17 protein-coding genes are annotated in these 16149 nt (G+C 65.8%); 11 read left to right on the top strand and 6 right to left on the bottom strand.

Annotated elements, in window-relative coordinates:
- Positions 1-194: RNA recognition motif domain-containing protein (locus tag Q7V20_RS17470; RefSeq protein ID WP_370652493.1), on the bottom strand; the 194-nt coding region annotated here is incomplete at its 3' end.
- A 230-nt stretch (positions 195-424) separates the two neighbouring features.
- Here Q7V20_RS17470 and Q7V20_RS17475 point away from each other — a divergent pair.
- A complete protein-coding gene (locus Q7V20_RS17475) occupies positions 425-1462 on the top strand; it encodes a hypothetical protein (RefSeq protein ID WP_304794101.1) in 1038 nt (345 codons plus the stop codon).
- Here Q7V20_RS17475 and Q7V20_RS17480 read toward each other — a convergent pair.
- On the bottom strand, positions 1394-2188 hold the full coding sequence (locus Q7V20_RS17480) for an SDR family oxidoreductase (protein ID WP_304794104.1): 795 nt from the start codon (positions 2186-2188) through the stop codon (positions 1394-1396). The genes Q7V20_RS17475 and Q7V20_RS17480 overlap by 69 nt on opposite strands.
- Here Q7V20_RS17480 and Q7V20_RS17485 point away from each other — a divergent pair.
- Positions 2187-2624 carry a YchJ family protein gene (locus tag Q7V20_RS17485; RefSeq protein WP_304794107.1) on the top strand — a complete coding sequence of 146 codons (438 nt, stop codon included), beginning with the start codon at positions 2187-2189 and terminating at the stop codon, positions 2622-2624. The two genes, Q7V20_RS17480 and Q7V20_RS17485, sit on opposite strands and share 2 nt — an antisense overlap.
- A gap of 92 nt (positions 2625-2716) precedes the next feature.
- Complete coding sequence (locus Q7V20_RS17490; RefSeq protein ID WP_304794110.1) at positions 2717-3733, top strand: sterol desaturase family protein; 1017 nt, start codon at positions 2717-2719, stop codon at positions 3731-3733.
- Between the two features lie 41 nt (positions 3734-3774).
- Here Q7V20_RS17490 and Q7V20_RS17495 read toward each other — a convergent pair whose 3' ends face one another.
- Together Q7V20_RS17495 and Q7V20_RS17500 are read right to left on the bottom strand one after the other, a co-directional pair.
- On the bottom strand, positions 3775-4029 hold the full coding sequence (locus tag Q7V20_RS17495; RefSeq protein WP_304794113.1) for a YkgJ family cysteine cluster protein: 255 nt from the start codon (positions 4027-4029) through the stop codon (positions 3775-3777).
- Positions 4030-4160: 131 nt separating this feature from the next.
- Positions 4161-4829: a PEP-CTERM sorting domain-containing protein gene (locus tag Q7V20_RS17500; RefSeq protein ID WP_304794115.1), complete on the bottom strand. Its 669-nt coding sequence runs from the start codon at positions 4827-4829 to the stop codon at positions 4161-4163.
- A gap of 215 nt (positions 4830-5044) precedes the next feature.
- Here Q7V20_RS17500 and mnmG point away from each other — a divergent pair, with 215 nt between their 5' ends.
- The 5 genes from mnmG (at position 5045) to Q7V20_RS17525 (ending at position 10361) form a co-directional block, all read left to right on the top strand.
- Complete coding sequence (mnmG, locus tag Q7V20_RS17505; protein WP_304794118.1) at positions 5045-7093, top strand: tRNA uridine-5-carboxymethylaminomethyl(34) synthesis enzyme MnmG; 2049 nt, start codon at positions 5045-5047, stop codon at positions 7091-7093.
- A gap of 16 nt (positions 7094-7109) precedes the next feature.
- Entirely contained in the window at positions 7110-7796 is a 687-nt protein-coding gene (gene rsmG / locus Q7V20_RS17510; protein ID WP_304794121.1) for a 16S rRNA (guanine(527)-N(7))-methyltransferase RsmG, read from the top strand.
- Between the two features lie 7 nt (positions 7797-7803).
- Positions 7804-8583, top strand: coding sequence for a ParA family protein (locus Q7V20_RS17515; RefSeq protein WP_304794124.1), 780 nt, complete (start codon positions 7804-7806; stop codon positions 8581-8583).
- The gene (locus Q7V20_RS17520; RefSeq protein ID WP_304794127.1) at positions 8580-9158 is read left to right on the top strand and encodes an alpha/beta hydrolase; all 579 of its coding nucleotides are present in this window, start codon (positions 8580-8582) and stop codon (positions 9156-9158) included. The genes Q7V20_RS17515 and Q7V20_RS17520 overlap by 4 nt, the downstream gene beginning before the upstream one ends.
- A gap of 69 nt (positions 9159-9227) precedes the next feature.
- Positions 9228-10361 (top strand): PEP-CTERM sorting domain-containing protein, encoded by a 1134-nt coding sequence (locus Q7V20_RS17525; protein ID WP_304794130.1) that lies wholly within the window; start codon positions 9228-9230, stop codon positions 10359-10361.
- Between the two features lie 31 nt (positions 10362-10392).
- On the opposite strand, the gene Q7V20_RS17530 is transcribed toward Q7V20_RS17525, so the two are convergent.
- Positions 10393-11607, bottom strand: coding sequence for a glycosyltransferase (locus Q7V20_RS17530; protein WP_304794132.1), 1215 nt, complete (start codon positions 11605-11607; stop codon positions 10393-10395).
- Positions 11608-11683: 76 nt separating this feature from the next.
- Between Q7V20_RS17530 and Q7V20_RS17535 the strand changes: the two genes are divergently transcribed.
- The 3 genes from Q7V20_RS17535 (at position 11684) to Q7V20_RS17545 (ending at position 13958) form a co-directional block, all read left to right on the top strand.
- Positions 11684-12586: a ParB/RepB/Spo0J family partition protein gene (locus Q7V20_RS17535; protein ID WP_300549649.1), complete on the top strand. Its 903-nt coding sequence runs from the start codon at positions 11684-11686 to the stop codon at positions 12584-12586.
- 28 nt (positions 12587-12614) lie between these two features.
- Entirely contained in the window at positions 12615-13361 is a 747-nt protein-coding gene (locus Q7V20_RS17540) for a trans-aconitate 2-methyltransferase (RefSeq protein WP_304794137.1), read from the top strand.
- Positions 13362-13424: 63 nt separating this feature from the next.
- Positions 13425-13958 carry a flavin reductase family protein gene (locus Q7V20_RS17545; protein ID WP_304794140.1) on the top strand — a complete coding sequence of 178 codons (534 nt, stop codon included), beginning with the start codon at positions 13425-13427 and terminating at the stop codon, positions 13956-13958.
- A gap of 24 nt (positions 13959-13982) precedes the next feature.
- On the opposite strand, the gene Q7V20_RS17550 is transcribed toward Q7V20_RS17545, so the two are convergent.
- Positions 13983-16103: an ATP-binding protein gene (locus Q7V20_RS17550; protein WP_304794143.1), complete on the bottom strand. Its 2121-nt coding sequence runs from the start codon at positions 16101-16103 to the stop codon at positions 13983-13985.
- Positions 16104-16149: the final 46 nt, after the last annotated feature.

The raw sequence follows: 16149 nt of genomic DNA on the forward strand, positions 1-16149 counted from the left end.
TTCATGCCATTGATGGCAGCTTGTGCTTCTGGGTCGGTGCCCATTTCAACGAAACCAAAGCCCTTGGAGCGACCGGTGTCGCGGTCCATCATGACCTTGGCGGAGCTGACTGCTCCAAATTGCGAGAAAGCATCTTGCAGATCCTGATCGCGCACGCTGTAGGCAAGATTGCCCACGTAAAGTTTGTTGCCCACGAGAGAGCTCCTTTCAAAGTAACCATGTGGAGCTTCAACCCATCAGGACCCATTCCATCGAAGGTGCCGCTTCCAGACACAGACTCGCACATTATGGGTGAGACTTTATTGTCTGGCCAATATTTTCAAGCGTTTTCAACCCTTATTTGTGCGCATATGTCAACCCACTGACCCGGCTGTTGTGCTTCTCCCTCAATCCTGGCTAAGGGCTTGCCCCTATCATTTGCCCCATGCCCACCACCTCTTTTCATCACCCGCAAGGGTTGTCTTTTGCCCAGCGGTTTGACTGGTGGCGTGCCCTGATCCGGGTGCTGGCCAGTGTCGAGGCGATCCGCGATGGCCGCGCCATGTACGTGCTGCTGGCCAGTTTCGCGGCGACGGGGCTGGCAGTGGCCAGTGCCCAGGCCTCGATGGCCCGCAGCGAATTGCCCTGGGCCATCGGGCAGGGGGCGGCCGCCTTGTTCATCGCGTTTTACGGCAGCAACGCCGCCGGCCTGTTGTTGATGGACCGCGCCATGGGCCGGCCCGGCCGAGACGTGGGCCAGGCCTTGGAAGATGCCCTGGGCATCGCGCACCGCCTGCTGGTGACCTTGGTCGTGATCTCACTGGCGGCCGCGGTGCTGGCGGGTGCGGTGCTGGGCTTGTTCTGGCTGTGTTCGCTGCCCAAGGTCGGGCCCTGGTTGTTCGTGGTGGTGGTGCCTTTGACGGTGATGGTGCTTGGGCTGGCCCTGGTGGCGGGGGCCTCCATCGTGGGGCCGCTGGCCGGGCCCTCGGTCTGGGCCGGGGCCTCGTCATTCGAGAGTCCGCGCATCTTGTGGCGCCTGATCCGTGAGCAGTTGCTGCAGGCGGCGGTGTTGATGGCGTCACTCAGCGTGGTCACCGCCCTGGTCGGCGCCGGCGCCAGCTTCGTGGTCATCGCGGGTGGTCGCGTCATGGCGCTGTTGTCGATCTGGCTGCTGGACGTGGACGTGGCACCCGAGCTGTTCATGGCGGGCTTGTTCGGCCACAGCCTGCGTGGCGTGCCGGTGGCCAGTGTGCCCGCCGAGGCCGTGCCCTACATCTCAGCGGCGTCGGTGGGTGGTGGCGTGGTGTTCGCGCTGGGCCTGGTGCTGCCCACCTTGGTTTACCTGCGCGGGGTGTGCGAAATCTACGTGACCTTGCGCGAGCGCATGGCCGAGACCGATGCGCACCGCGCCGATCTAGAAATGAGCCAGGTAACCGCCATCGACCGCCAGGGTCTGGCCGGTGATGTAGCTGGCGGCGCCTGAGGCCAGGAACACCACGGCCCCGGCGATTTCATCGGGGCGGCCCCAGCGGCCCAGCGAGGTGCGCCTGCCCAGCCACTCAGCCACGGCGGTATCGGCCACCATGGCGTGGTTGGCTTCGGTGGCAAAGTAACCCGGGGCCACGGCGTTGACCGTGATGCCGCGCGGCCCCAGCTCGGCGGCCAGCGCGCGGGTCAGGGCGTCCAGCCCGCCTTTGGCCGTGGTGTAGACCACGTCGCCCGCGCGTGAAATCGGCCCGGCGATCGAGGTGATGTTGATGATGCGACCGCCCATGCTCGTGTCGCCCCCCGTGGGCATGAGGCGCGCGGCCTGCCGGGCCAGCTCGAAGGGCGCCACCAGGTTGACCTCCAGCAGGCGACGCACATCGTCCAGCGCGAAATCGTCCAGGGCCCGCCGGTCTCGCTGGCCCACGTTGTTGACCAGGATGTGCAGGGCACCATGGCGCTGTCGCAAGTCGGCCATGGCGCGGGATACCGCGTCGGCGCTGCCGATGTCGAACACGGCGGGGTGGGCCTGGCCGCCCAAGGCCTGGATCTCGTTCACGGCCGCGTTGACGGTGTCTGCGTGTCGGCCATTGACCAGCACCTGTGCACCGGCCTGGGCCAGGGCGTGGGCCATGTTCAGGCCCAGGCCACGGGCCGAACCGGTGACCAGGGCCAGGCGGCCATCCAGGCGAAAAGGGTGGGGCGGGGTGTAAGCGAGGGGCATGACCGATACGATAGGGCTTTTTGCCCCCGAGCCCTTTGCCATGACGACGCCCGAGCCTTGCCCTTGCGGATTGCCCGCCACCTACCTGGCCTGCTGCGGGCGTTATCACCAGGGCCCGTTGGCGGGGCAGGCGCCTACGCCCGAGGCCTTGATGCGATCGAGGTACAGCGCCTTCGTCAAAGATTTGCGCGATTACCTGCTGAGCACCTGGCACCCCGCCACCCGCCCGTCCCTGATCGAGGCGCCCGAACCCGGCTTGAAATGGCTGGGTCTGGAGGTTCGCCAGGCTGTGATGACGGGTGAAGACCAGGGCACGGTGGACTTCGTGGCGCGCAGCAAGTTGGGTGGCCGTGCCCACCGTTTGCACGAAGTCAGCGCGTTTGTCCTTGAAGGTGGGCGGTGGTATTACGTGGACGCCCCTCAAATGCGGGGTTAATGCCGGACTGAAAGGGCTTCCCCCGAAGACAAGTTGCGGGCAAGTCCGTATGGTTGGGGGTTGTAGTCCACGCATTAGACGAAGCGCATCACATGTTGCCCTCACTCACCCCCGTTCAGACCATGATGGTGATCCTCGGCTCGTCGGCCGTGCTGATCACTGCCTTGGAAGGCGTGCTGATTGCACGTGCCCGTGGCCCCGAGGCCTACGACTGGAAGGCGTTCTGGACCACGATCCGCATCAACCTGTGCCGGGCCATCGTGGAGTCCATTCCCATGGGTGTGGTGATCGGTGTGGCCTTGCCCTTCGGCGCCTGGGCCTACGAGCACCGCCTGTTCACCGTGCCGATGGACACCTGGTGGGGCTGGGTGGCCATGTTCTTGTGCACCGAGTTCTTCTACTACTGGTTGCACCGCACCGGCCACCGCGTGCGCTGGTACTGGGCCTCGCACTCGATCCACCATTCGGGCAACCAGTACAACCTGGCGGCGGCCTTTCGGCAGTCGGTCACGGGCAAGATCTCGGGCGGCTTCGTGTTCTTCGCGCCGCAGTGCTTCTTTGGCTTCTCGCCCGACGCGGTGCTGATCTCCTACGGGGTGAACCTGGCCTACCAGTTCTGGATCCACACCGACCTGATCGACAAGATGGGCTGGATGGAAGGCTGGCTGAACACGCCGTCGGCGCACCGCGTGCACCACGCCGCCAACGTGGAATACCTGGACGCCAACTACGGCGGCACCATCATGATCTTCGACCGCCTGTTCGGCACCTATGTGCCCGAGAAGGAAGGCGTGCCCATCCGCTACGGCCTGGTCAAGCAGGTGACCACCCACAGCGCGCTGAAGATCCTGTTCAGCGAATGGATCGGCATCTTCAAGGACGTGTTCCGCGCGCGGCGCTTGCGTGATGCCCTGGGCTACATGTTCATGCCACCAGGCTGGGCGCCTGATGGCCGGGGCCTGACGACCGAAGATTTGCGCCGCGAGATGAAGGCCCTGACCGGCTCGCCCACGGGCGTGCCCCCTGAAGAGTTGCTGGACCGTCGGCCCATGACCCGCGGGGCGGCAGCAGCTGACGATGCCGATCTGGCATTCAAATCTGCCCGCTGATCTCTTTGTCGGGGTGTTTTGGGGGCGCTGTTTTGGGGCGCTCAGCAGGCGGTGTCGGCTTCCAGCCGGGTCAGCCACTGCATGGCGTGCTGCCGATCGGCGCCACACATGTCGGGTGAGGGTTGCAACGATCCGCACACGGCGGGCCGCTCGGGCAGGCCAAACAAGCGACAACGCCAATCAGCGTCCAGGTGCGGGCAGGGCACGCCAGCGGGCTTGCCTTGTGGCAAGCCCGGCATGGGAGATGAAATGGAGGGGGCAATGCAACACGCGGCGCAGCCTGGGCGGCAGTTCATGGCCTGCATTGTCGGTCGGTCACCGCGGCGCTCTGGAAAAAAAGCCCTGTTTTAATGTTTTTCGCGATGACAGCGCTTGTTGGATTGGCATCCTAACGAAGCGCGCTGGCTTTGCAACCCCCTAGTTTCACTCACGCCCTGGTTTGACCACGGGCTGAGCGAGCACGCCAGGCCAGCCCTGCCAGGCCGACGCCCATCAGCGCCCAGGTGCTGGGCTCGGGCACTGCCTGCAAGGTGCCGACGATGATGCCACCCTCGCGGAAGGCCATGGCGCTGCCCAACAATTGCACTTCGCCCTGAGCGTTGACGCCGAAATGCGCCCAGCCAAAGGTGGTGAAGAAGGTGTCGAGGGTGTTGTCGGTGACGGCTTGCTCGAAGCCGGGGTCAGAGAAGCTGCGGGTGCGGATGCCCAGGTAGAAGTCCTGGCCCACGTAGACCGGGGCACCCAAAGTGCCGGGGGCGGAGGATGTGCCATAGATGAAGGTGGCCGCTGGATTGCTGCCGATGGCTTCGTTCTTGAACACATCACCTTCCTGGACCAGGAAAACGTCGGCGCCTTCATCCGCGGTGTAGGTGACGCCGGTGAGCGACCCCGACGCGAGGTACAACAGCACAGCGGCATAGTCACCCGCCGGCGTTTGATCGACGCGCAGTGAGAAATTGATGGGGGAAGAGGGCAGGTCATTGCGCAGCGTGGTGTCCAGGGACACATGGCCCGCTTCGACCACGGCGTGGGTTTGGGTGGCAGCGAGCGCCAGAACGCTCCAGGCCAAGGCGTGTTTGATGGATGGTGTTTTCATGGAATCCTCCTGAATGGTTTGAATGGCACAACGCCACCACGCGTCGTCCTCACCGCAGTTTATGGGCTTTGTTGCGAATCATTCTTGCGTGTAAACCCCTTTGCCTTGGGGTTGCGGCTTGGCCAGGCGATTCGACCCCGCTGACAGGGGTAATTCAGTACAATCCCAGGTTGCCCAAAAATGAGGCAATTTCCCTGACTTGCGCGAGGTGGCCCATGCTGTACCCCAAAGAATTCGACGTCATCGTGGTGGGTGGCGGCCATGCTGGCACCGAAGCCGCCTTGGCCGCCGCCCGCATGGGCTGCGCCACCTTGCTGCTGAGCCACAACATCGAGACGCTGGGGCAGATGAGCTGCAACCCGTCCATCGGCGGCATCGGCAAGGGGCACCTGGTCAAGGAGATCGACGCGCTGGGCGGTGCCATGGCGGCCGCCACGGATGAGTCCGGCATCCAGTTTCGCATCCTGAATTCCTCCAAGGGCCCCGCCGTGAGGGCCACCCGGGCCCAGGCCGACCGCATCCTGTACAAGGCGGCCATCCGCACCCGACTGGAGAGCCAGCCCAACTTGTGGCTGTTCCAGCAGGCGGTCGATGATCTGATGGTGGAGTCGGATGGGGTGAATGAGCGTGTGGTGGGTGCTGTGACCCAGGTGGGCATCCGCTTTCGCGCCAAAACGGTGGTGTTGACGGCGGGCACCTTCCTGGACGGCAAGATCCACGTCGGCTTGCAGAACTACAGCGCGGGCCGGGCGGGCGATCCGCCTGCGGTGTCGCTGTCGGCGCGCCTGAAGGAGCTGAAGCTGCCGCAAGGCCGCCTGAAAACCGGCACGCCGCCGCGCATCGACGGCCGCAGCATCGACTTCAGCCAGTTGACCGAGCAGCCTGGTGACGGCATGGACGGTGCCAGCCCCGTGCCGGTGTTCAGCTTCATGGGCTCGGCCGAGCAGCACCCGGCGCAGTTGCCTTGCTGGATCACGCACACCAACCAGCAGACCCACGACATCATCCGCTCTGGCTTTGACCGCAGTCCCATGTTCACCGGGGTGATCGAGGGGGTGGGGCCGCGCTACTGCCCCAGCATCGAAGACAAGATCAACCGATTTGCCGACAAGGACACGCACCAGATTTTCCTGGAGCCTGAAGGCCTGACCACACACGAGTTCTACCCGAACGGCATCAGCACGTCCCTGCCTTTCGACATCCAGCTGGCCGCGCTGCAATCCATGCCCGGTTTGCAGAACGCGCACATCCTGCGCCCCGGCTACGCCATCGAGTACGACTATTTCGATCCTCGCGAACTGACATCCAGCTTCGAGACCCAGGCCATCCAGGGCTTGTTCTTCGCGGGTCAGATCAATGGCACCACTGGCTACGAAGAAGCAGGCGCGCAAGGTTTGTTCGCGGGCCTGAACGCCGCCTTGCAGGCCAAGGGCCGGGAGGCCTGGTTGCCGCGGCGCGACCAGGCCTACCTGGGCGTGCTGGTGGATGACCTGATCACCAAGGGTGTGACCGAGCCTTACCGCATGTTCACCAGCCGGGCCGAGTTCCGCTTGCAGCTGCGCGAAGACAATGCCGACATGCGTTTGACCGAAGCGGGCCGCGAATTGGGCCTGGTGGATGACGCGCGGTGGGTGGCGTTCAACCGCAAACGCGATGCTGTTTCACGTGAAACAGAGCGCCTGCGCACCCAGTGGGTTCGCCCGGCCACCTTGCCCGCAGCCGATGCCGAGCGCCTGGTGGGCAAGGCTCTGGAGCGTGAGTACAGCTTGGCTGATCTGCTGCGCAGGCCGACGGTGCATTTTGACGGCGTGGCGGAAGTCAGCGCCATCGCGCGCCAGTCCCAAGCTGCGCTGAATGCCGACAAGCTGGCGGCGGGGCAGGGCACTGTTTCACGTGAAACAGTGCCGGTGTCGCGCGCCGCGCTGGAATCCGAGCTGGGCCAATCGCTGGCTGACGCGGTGATTGAGCAAGTCGAGATCAGCATCAAATACGCGGGCTACATCAACAAGCAGAACGACGAGGTGGAGCGTTCGGCGCATTTCGAGAACTTGCAGTTGCCCGCGGAGCTGGATTACCAGCAGGTGCAGGCCTTGAGTTTCGAGGTTCGCCAGAAGCTGAGCAAGCACCGCCCCGAGACCTTGGGCCAGGCCTCTCGCATCTCCGGAGTGACGCCGGCCGCGATCTCCCTCCTGCTGATTCACCTGAAAAAGGGGCGCTTCAAGGGGTTTGACCGTGTGCCCGAAGAAGCCACCAGTCTGATCTGAACGCAGCCTTGATCCCATGAGCATTGTCAAACCTACATCCACCGGCCTGGACCTGGCCGCCGAGTTTCGCCATGCCTTGGCAGGCCTGGACCTGGGCGCCGCCCCGCCGCTCACCGACCATCAGATCGAGCAGTTGCTGGCCTACGTGGCCATGCTGGGGCAGTGGGGCAAGACCTACAACCTGACGGCGGTGCGCGATCCGGCCGAGATGCTGAGCCTGCATTTGCTGGACAGCCTGGTGGTGCGCGCACCGCTGTGGCAGCACCTGCAAGGCCAACCTGCGGCCGTGCTGGACGTGGGCAGTGGCGGTGGTTTGCCTGGCGTGGTGCTGGCCATCACCATGCCGCAACTGGAGGTGGTGTGCGTGGACGCCGTGGCCAAAAAGGCCGCTTTTGTGCGCCAGGTGGCGGCCGAGTTGCGCCTGCCCAACCTCAAGGCTGAGCATGCCCGCGTGGAAGACCTCAAGCCCAAGCCCTGGCAAGTGATCACCTCCCGGGCCTTTGCATCCCTGCATGACTTTGTGGTTTTGACCCAGAACCTGCTCGCACCGCAAGGCGTGTGGATGGCCATGAAAGGCAAGCACCCGGCGGACGAGATCACCGCCTTGCCCGAAGGCGTGAGTGTGTTTCACGTGGAACAACTGAAGGTTCCCGGCCTGGAAGCCGAGCGTTGCTTGGTCTGGATGCGCCGGCAGCAGGGATAATGGTGGCATGCCGCACATCTTCTGCATTGCCAATCAAAAGGGTGGGGTTGGCAAAACCACCACCACCGTCAACCTGGCGGCCGGCTTGGCCCAAGTCGGCCAGCGTGTCCTGATTGTTGACCTGGACCCTCAGGGCAACGCCACCATGGGTTCCGGGGTGGACAAACGCACCCTGACGCACACCGTCTACGACGTGCTGCTGGAAGACGTGACCATCGCCGAGGCGCGCCAACGCAGCCCCAAGGGCGGCTACGACGTGTTGGGTGCCAACCGCGATCTGGCGGGCGCCGAGATCGAACTGGTGCCCCTGGAGCGCCGCGACCGTCGGCTCAAAACCGCGCTTGAAGACGTGGCGGCCGACTACGACTTCGTGCTGATCGACTGCCCGCCCTCGCTGAGCCTGCTCACCCTGAATGGCCTGACCTGCGCCCATGGCGTGATCGTGCCCATGCAGTGCGAGTACTTTGCGCTCGAAGGCCTGACCGACCTGGTCAACACCGTCAAGCAGGTGCACGCCAATTTGAACCGCGATCTGCAGTTGATTGGCCTGCTGCGCGTGATGTACGACCCGCGCATCACCTTGCAGCAGCAGGTGAGTGACCAGCTCAAGGCGCACTTTGGCGACAAGGTGTTCGACACCGTGATCCCGCGCAATGTGCGCTTGGCCGAAGCGCCCAGCTATGGCGTGCCCGGTGTGGTCTTTGACTCCAGCTCCAAGGGTGCGCAGGCCTTCGTGGCCTTTGCGCAGGAAGTGGTCGAGCGGGTGGCCAACAAGTCGCTGGCGTGACGCGGCTGCTGCTCCTGCCGGGTTGGCACGACTCCGGCCCGGGCCATTGGCAAAGCCGCTGGCCGCAGCTCCACGGGGAACAAGCCCGCTTCCTGAAAGTTGATCAGGACGACTGGGCCTGGCCCAAGCGTGGCGACTGGATGATGAACCTGGACGAGGCTTTGCTGGCCGACGCCGGTGATCCTGCCATCCTGATCGCCCACAGCCTGGGCTGCCACCTGGTGGCGGCCTGGGCGGCGCATTCACGGCAAACGCAGCGGGTCAAAGGGGCCTGGCTGGTGGCGCCGCCCGACCTGGATGGCGAGTCCAATCCGGCCAGCGCCGCACCGCAATTGCACGGGTGGCGCAACGTGGTCCGTCAGCGTTTGCCGTTTCCGGCCTTGGTGCTGGCCTCGCGCACCGACCCCTACGCCGCGTTTGAGCGCAGCCAGGCGCTGGCCCAGGATTGGGGCGCTGAGCTGCGGGACCTGGGTGATGCCGGGCACGTCAACGAGGCCTCCGGGCACGGGGATTGGGCACAGGGCTGGGTGGCCCTGCAAGGGGATGTTGCGAGGTGGTGCGCCACATCCCCATGAACCGGGGAGTGTTTTATGGTGGTGCATCAGTTACGCTCTGAAACATACTCCCGCTCAGGAAATCACGCAATGCAAACCACGTTCTGCCGTCTGGCCCTCCGTCCCTTGGCCGCTGCCATTGGCTTCGCCCTGTACGCATCGGCCAGCGCCCAGGTCGTGGAAACGCAATCTGTCAGCGCCACGGCTTCTTACAGCCTGGGTGGCAGCGCCACCGTGCCCCTGGCCGCCGCCTCGTCGGCCCCCAGCGTGTACAACGTGGATGTGCTCGATTTCCAGTACGGCAGCAACCAGTCGGGCATCCACACCTACGGTGGCCCTGACTCCACCTTCGGCAGCCGTTCGTCCGGCGCGGGTGTGTATGACGTGAACGGTCTGTTCTCGATCGTCCAGAACGTCACCAACAACACGGCGACCGCTCAGCGCGCGACCTTCAATTTCTTCATCATCCCCGGTCTGTTGCAAAACGACATCCGCTCGAACATCACCGGTTCGCAGTACGTGTCTTCGGGCATCCAGTTCAATGTCAAGAGCAATGGCACCTCGGTGTGGGGCAGCAAGGCTGATCTGACCACCACGGCGGCGGGCACGTCGCTGCTGCTGTCGGGCCAGGATCTGTACACGCCAGCCTTGCCCTCGGGCGGCGGCAACCCCAGCACTTACACCATCGCTGGCGGCCTGTTCTCGATCGACCTGGGTGTGATCGGCGCGGGTGAAACCATTGCCCTGCAATACGACCTGCAAACCTACGCCCGTGGTGATGCCACCGGCAATGGCAGCTTCACGGTGCCCGAGCAAACCATCACGGTGCCTGACCAGGTCGTCTTCGTGCCCGAGCAGCGCTACACCGTGTACGACAACGGCAGTGGCTATGGCTACGGTGATGGCTATGGCGGCTACGGTGGTGGTTACGGCGCTTCGCACGAAGTGGTGATCCCCGAGCACAATGAAGTGATCCCCGGCTACACCTACACGGTGGGCGGCCAGACCTTTGTGGACCAAGCCAGCGGCTCGCACGCCAGCAGCGGCGATCCGTTCGGCTTCGACGGCTTCAGCGGTGGCGTCTATGACCTGGGCCAACAAGCCGGTCGTTTGCCGAACATCGTCACCTTCTCGGCCGTGCCTGAACCCGAAGGCTACGCTTTGGCCCTGGCCGGTTTCACCGTGCTGGGCCTGATGGCCCGCCGCCGTCGCCAGCCAGCCTGAGCTGACGACCCCGCTCAGCGGGGGGCGGTCCTCAAGCCGCCCCGCTGCTGAGCAGTGACTCGAACTCGTCCACCAGGGCCAGCGTCTGGCCTTCGTGGGTGAAGTCTTTGTAGCGATCGGCCACGGCCTGCGCGGCTTGTGTTTGGCCTGGCGTGTTCAGCATCTGCTGGATCAAGGCCTTGAAATCAGTCGGCCGCTTGCGCTGCGCCGCGTTCACGCCCGCCCCGGTTTCTTCCACACACCTCGCCATCAAAAACTGCTCGGCCTGCGTAGGCAGCAACAGCACCGGCACGCCCGCCAGCAGGGCCTGGGCCAGCGTGGCTTCGCCAGCGTGGCAGACCACCAGTTGGCAGTCCGGGAAGGTCTGGCCCAGGTGGACCGGGCCGCTGGCGTAGTGGATGTTGGCGCTGACCACGGGGGGCGTCATGCCGCCCGCCACTTCCGGCAGGTAGCACAAGGTGCGGCAACCCAATTGGTCGAGCGCCTTCAGCACGGCCGCGTGGTCGGGGTGGGCGCTGCGGACATAGGCGAACACACGCGGGCCATCGCCCGCGGGCCAGGTGGGCGCCTGGCCACCGCTGGGCAAGAAGGTGGGGCCGTGGTAATGCTCGCCCTCGGGCAGGGCGCCGCGCCGGTAGTGGTCCAACTCGGGCCAGGTGCACAGCAGCGGGCGCTCGCCGCGCAGGATGGTGGCCAGCCGTTCGATGGGTGGGGCGCCATTCATCTGCAACACGGTGTTGACGTTGCGCAGCACCTCGCCTTCGGAGTGCTCGACGCGGCCTTTTGGGATGGGCTCCCAGTCGCGGAACAAGGGCAGGGGGGCGGTGTCGGGCGGCAGGTAAAAGCCGATGCCGACGGTGGCCACGGGGATGCCCATGATGCGCGCGGCCAGGTAGGCGGTGGGCGCGTAGTCGGCCACCATCACGTCGGGTTGGGTCAGCTCCAGCACGGCCTTCCAGCCTTGTACCAGCGCGTTCAGGGCATCGACCCCGAAGTAGCCATTGGCCAGCAGGATCTCGGCCAGCGTGGCTTGCGGGTCGGGCAGGCCCATCACGCGGTGCATCCAGACCGGCGCCTGCAAGGTGCGCACCTTCAGGTCCTTCAGCAATTCATGCGTGTGGACCAGCTCGCGCAGCATCAGGTCCACGTGGTGACCCCGCCGCATCAACTCTTGCGTCAAAGGCTTGAGCCGACCAGCGTGCCCCAAACCACCGCCTAATTCCCAGGACAACAAAAAACGGGCCATGATCGGGGCGCTCCGTGCAAAGCGGAGCTGGGGCTGAGGAGCGGCCATTGTAGAAACTGAAGGACAATCCCGGCCTATGGCGACCAAAAAATCCAAAGGCCTGGGTCTGGGCCTGGAGGCCCTGCTGGGCCCCAAAGTCAGCGACACCCCGGCGGCTCCCGCGGCCGAAGGCCCCCCCACGACCTTGAAGCTGTCGCTGATGCAGGCGGGCAAGTACCAGCCCCGCACGCGCATGGACGAAGGCTCGCTGTACGAGCTGGCCGAGAGCATCCGCACCCAGGGCATCATGCAGCCGATCCTGGTGCGGCCCATCGGCGAGGGGCGCTACGAGATCATCGCGGGTGAACGCCGCTCGCGCGCCGCCAAGCTGGCGGGCCTGACCGAAGTGCCGGTGCTGGTCAAAGATGTGCCCGACGAATCGGCCGCCGTGATGGCGCTGATCGAGAACATCCAGCGCGAAGATCTGAACCCGCTGGAAGAAGCGCAAGGCCTGCAACGCCTGACGCAGGAGTTCGGCATGACGCACGAACAGGCCGCGCAATCGGTGGGGCGCTCGCGCAGCGCCGCCAGCAACCTGCTGCGACTGCTGAACCTGGCCGACGCGGTGCAGGGCATGCTGATGGCCGGTGACATCGACATGGGCCACGCCCGCGCTTTGCTGTCGCTCGACAAGGCCCAGCAGGTCACCACCGCACACGAGATCGCGGGCAAGAAGCTCAGCGTGCGCGATGCTGAAAAACTGGTCAACAAGCAGATCGGGGCAGGCCGACAGACGCCGCTGATGCGCATCAAGGGCGACAAGTCGCGCGACGTGCTGCGCCTGGAAGAAGAGCTGTCCGACCTGCTGACCGCGCAACTGGAGATCCGCGTCAAGAAGCGCACCAAGCGTGGCGAGCAGGGCGAGTTGGCCATCCAGTTCGGCAGCCTGGAAGAGCTCAACGGCTTGATCGACAAGCTGCGCGGCGGCCCACAGGCCTGACGCGCGCGCACGCCAAAACACGAGCTGCATGGGGCCCTGGCCACTGCCCGCCTTGCTGAGCTGGGCCCTGGCCTGGGGCCTGTGCTTTGCCTTGCGCTGGGCCGGTGCGCCGCTGTGGGCGGTGCTGGCCTTGCCCACAGCGTTGGGCGCCTTGTTGGCCCTGCTGCCGAAAGTGGCCACCACACCCTGGCGGCGCGTGTTCGTGGCCGGTGGATTTCCCTTGTCAGCGTTGGCCTTGGGGCAGGGCAGTGGCCTGCCCGCCTGGGCCTGGTTGGCGCCATTGGGCCTGCTGCTGCTGGCCTACCCCGTCAATGCCTGGCGCGATGCGCCGGTGTTCCCCACGCCGCGTGGCGCCTTGACCGATCTGCCCCAACACGCCCCTTTGCCCACCAACGCCCGCATCCTCGACGCCGGTTGCGGCATGGGCGATGGCCTGGCCGAGTTGCACCGCGCCTACCCGCTTGCCGAACTGCACGGCATCGAGTGGAGCTGGCCGTGGCGCCTGGTGTGTGGCCTGCGCTGCCCCTGGGCCAGCGTGCGCCGTGCCGACATGTGGGCGGCCGATTGGTCGGGCTTTGACATGGTCTACCTGTTCCAGCGCCCAGAGTCCATGCCCCGCGCGGTGGACAAGGCCCGCCGTGAACTCAAGCCCGGCGCCTGGCTGGTCAGCCTGGAGTTCGAGGCGGTGGATGCCAGCGGTGTGCCGCTCAAGCCGCAGGCCCGTTTGACGCTGGAAGGCGGGCGGCCCGTGTGGATGTACCGGCCCACGCTGTGACGCGCGCCGGGCGGGCGTCTACACTGTGGTCTTGCCCCGCCAAATGACCCGATCAACGCCCCGATGTCCCTGCCTTCCGACCCCGCCGCCGCTGACACGCCCGCGCCCTTGAGCACGCCGTTCACGCCCGAAGAGTTCCGCGCGGCCCTGGGCCAGTTCACCACCGGGGTGACCATCGTCACGGCCCGCACCCCCGAGGGCGTGCTGGTGGGCTTGACGGCCAACTCCTTCAACTCGGTGTCGCTGTCACCACCGCTGGTGCTGTGGAGCCTGGCGCGGCAATCGTCCTCCTTGCCCGCCTTCTTGTCGGCCACGCATTACGCCATCAACGTGCTCGCGGCCGACCAGCGGCAACTGGCCGAGCGTTTCGCGCGCAAAGGCATCGACCGTTTCGAGGGCGTGAAGTGGCGTGAGGGCCTGACCGGCGCCCCCGTGATCCCCGGGGCCGTGGCGGTGTTCGAGTGTGCGCACCGCAGCCACCACGACGCGGGCGACCACGTCATCTTCGTCAGTCAGGTGGCGCATTGCAACCGCCGGGTGGGCGCGGCGCCGCTGGTGTTCCACGGTGGGCGGTTTTTCAGCGACCTGAACTGGTGAGCCGCCCGAGCTAGCCCCTTCGGCTCAGCCTTCTTCGGCCGATTCCTCGTCGCTCTGCGCGATCAACTGCTCGGCATAGCGGTCCAGCAACGTCAGCAGGCGGGCCACGTCCAGCGGCTTGGTCAGGTAATCCAGGAAGCCGCGTTCGCGCGCGGCGCTGATCTGATCGGGCATGGCATCGGCCGACAGGCCCACGCGCGGGATGCCAGCGGTTTCAGCCCGGCGTGCCAGCACGTCAGACACATCCAGGCCGCTCATGTCGCCCAGGTGCATGTCCAGCAGCAGCAGGTCGGGCGGGCTGGCGCGCGCCATCTGGATGGCCTCGGCGCCGTTGCGCGCGACTTCCATGTGCCACTTGGGTCGCATGTGCATGACCTGGCGCACCAGCTCCACGTTGACCACGTTGTCCTCGGCGTAGAGCAGGGTCAGGGTGCCGGGGTTGAGCGCGTCAAAAGTGCCGAAGCCCGAACGGCCACTCAGGCGGCCTGCGACGGAATCGGCCGCTTGAGGTTGGGGATTGAGCGCGGCGGGCAGCCACACCCGGAAGCTGGAGCCGATGCCCACCTGGCTGCTGATCTCAAGGCGGCCACGCATCAGGTCGATCAGGCGCTTGACGATGACCAGGCCAATGCCGGTGCCCTCGACCGAAGTGCGCTCGGCGCCCAGGCGGTTGAAGGGCTCGAACAGGTGGGCCTGCTGCTCTTCGCTCAAGCCGCGCCCGGTGTCGCTGACCGTGATGACCACGTAGGAGCGCACGCCCTGCGCCTCGATCATGACGCGCCCGCCCGGCTTGTTGTACTTGACGGCGTTGGTCATCAGGTTGACCAGGATCTGGCGCAGGCGGACCTGGTCGGCCTTGACGAAGAGGTCATCGGTGGGCGGCGTGAGCAGCAGTTGCACATCGCTTTGGGTGACCTGGTTGCTGACCAGCGCCACGGCCTCTTCCAGCACGCCGGACAGGCGCTGCGGCTCCAGGACCAGGGGCAGGCCGCCCGCCTCGATGCGGGACAGGTCGAGCACGTCGGTCAGCATGGCCAGCAGGTGGGCGCCCGCGCGCTCGATGTGGCCGACCTTCTTGCGCTGGGTGTCGTTGATCGGGTTGGTGGGGTCAACGCGCAGCAATTGCGCAAAGCCCAGCATGGCGTTCAGCGGCGTGCGCAGCTCATGGCTCATGCGCGACAGAAAATCGGTTTTCTCCTTGTTGGCGCGTTCGGCCGCCTTGGCCGAGTTCATGGCCTCTGCATACTGGCGGCGCTCGGTGATGTCCTCGCTCACGGCCACGAAGTGCAGGGGCTGGCCTTGAGCATCGCGCACCAGGGTGGCCGACAGCATCACCCAGACCACCTGCCCATCAGGCCGCACGTAGCGTTTCTCCAGGCCGTAGCGCTGGCGCTGCCCATCCAGCGCCGAGGCTTCCAGGGCTTCGTCGGTGGCCTGGTCTTCGGGGTGGGTGATGTCGTGGTGGCTCAGCTGCAGCAGCTGTTCTCGGGTGCGGCGGGTGATTTCGGTGAAGCGGTGGTTGACGTCCAGGAAGCGGCCGTTCAAGGACCAACGGGTGATGCCCACGCCCGCCGCGTCGAACAGCTGGCGGTATTGCTCTTCGGTGCTGCGCAGGGTGTCGCGGGCGGTGCCCAGGGCGGCCAGGGCCTCCCGCTGGCGATGCTCGGCCTGCCAAGCCGCGAAGCTGCCGGTGATCAGGGCCAGGGCGGGTGTCAGCTGCGCGGCAAGGGCCTCGCTGTAGCCTCCGGGACGATTGGCCAGTCCCAGGATGCCGATGACCTGGCCCCCGCGCAGCAGGGGCAGGGCCATGTGGCTGTGCACCCCCTCGATGACCTGGGCATCCACCTGGTTGTTCACCACCGGCCCTCCCGTGTCCAGCACGGTGGCCCACAAGGTGGACGGGGCCTGACGGGGGTCGTTGGGCCAGACCACAGGGCCTGCGCTGTGCAGCTGGCACTGGCGGCCCGAGGCGGGGTCAGCGATGTCGCCGACGAAGCCGCAAGGGCTGCCGGTGAAAGCCATCAACTCGGTCAACTGCGCTTGGACCAGCTCCCAGCCTGACATGCCCCGGCCATCCACGGTGGCCAGGCGGGTGAGAAGTGGGACGAGGGTGTCGTCAGGGGCGGAAGCTGAAGGGCTGTGCATGGATCTGAAGGACAGACACCACCGGAGCTTGACAGCCGGGCCCCGG

The organism is Aquabacterium sp. (genome assembly GCF_030652515.1).
Classification (GTDB): domain Bacteria; phylum Pseudomonadota; class Gammaproteobacteria; order Burkholderiales; family Burkholderiaceae_C; genus Aquabacterium.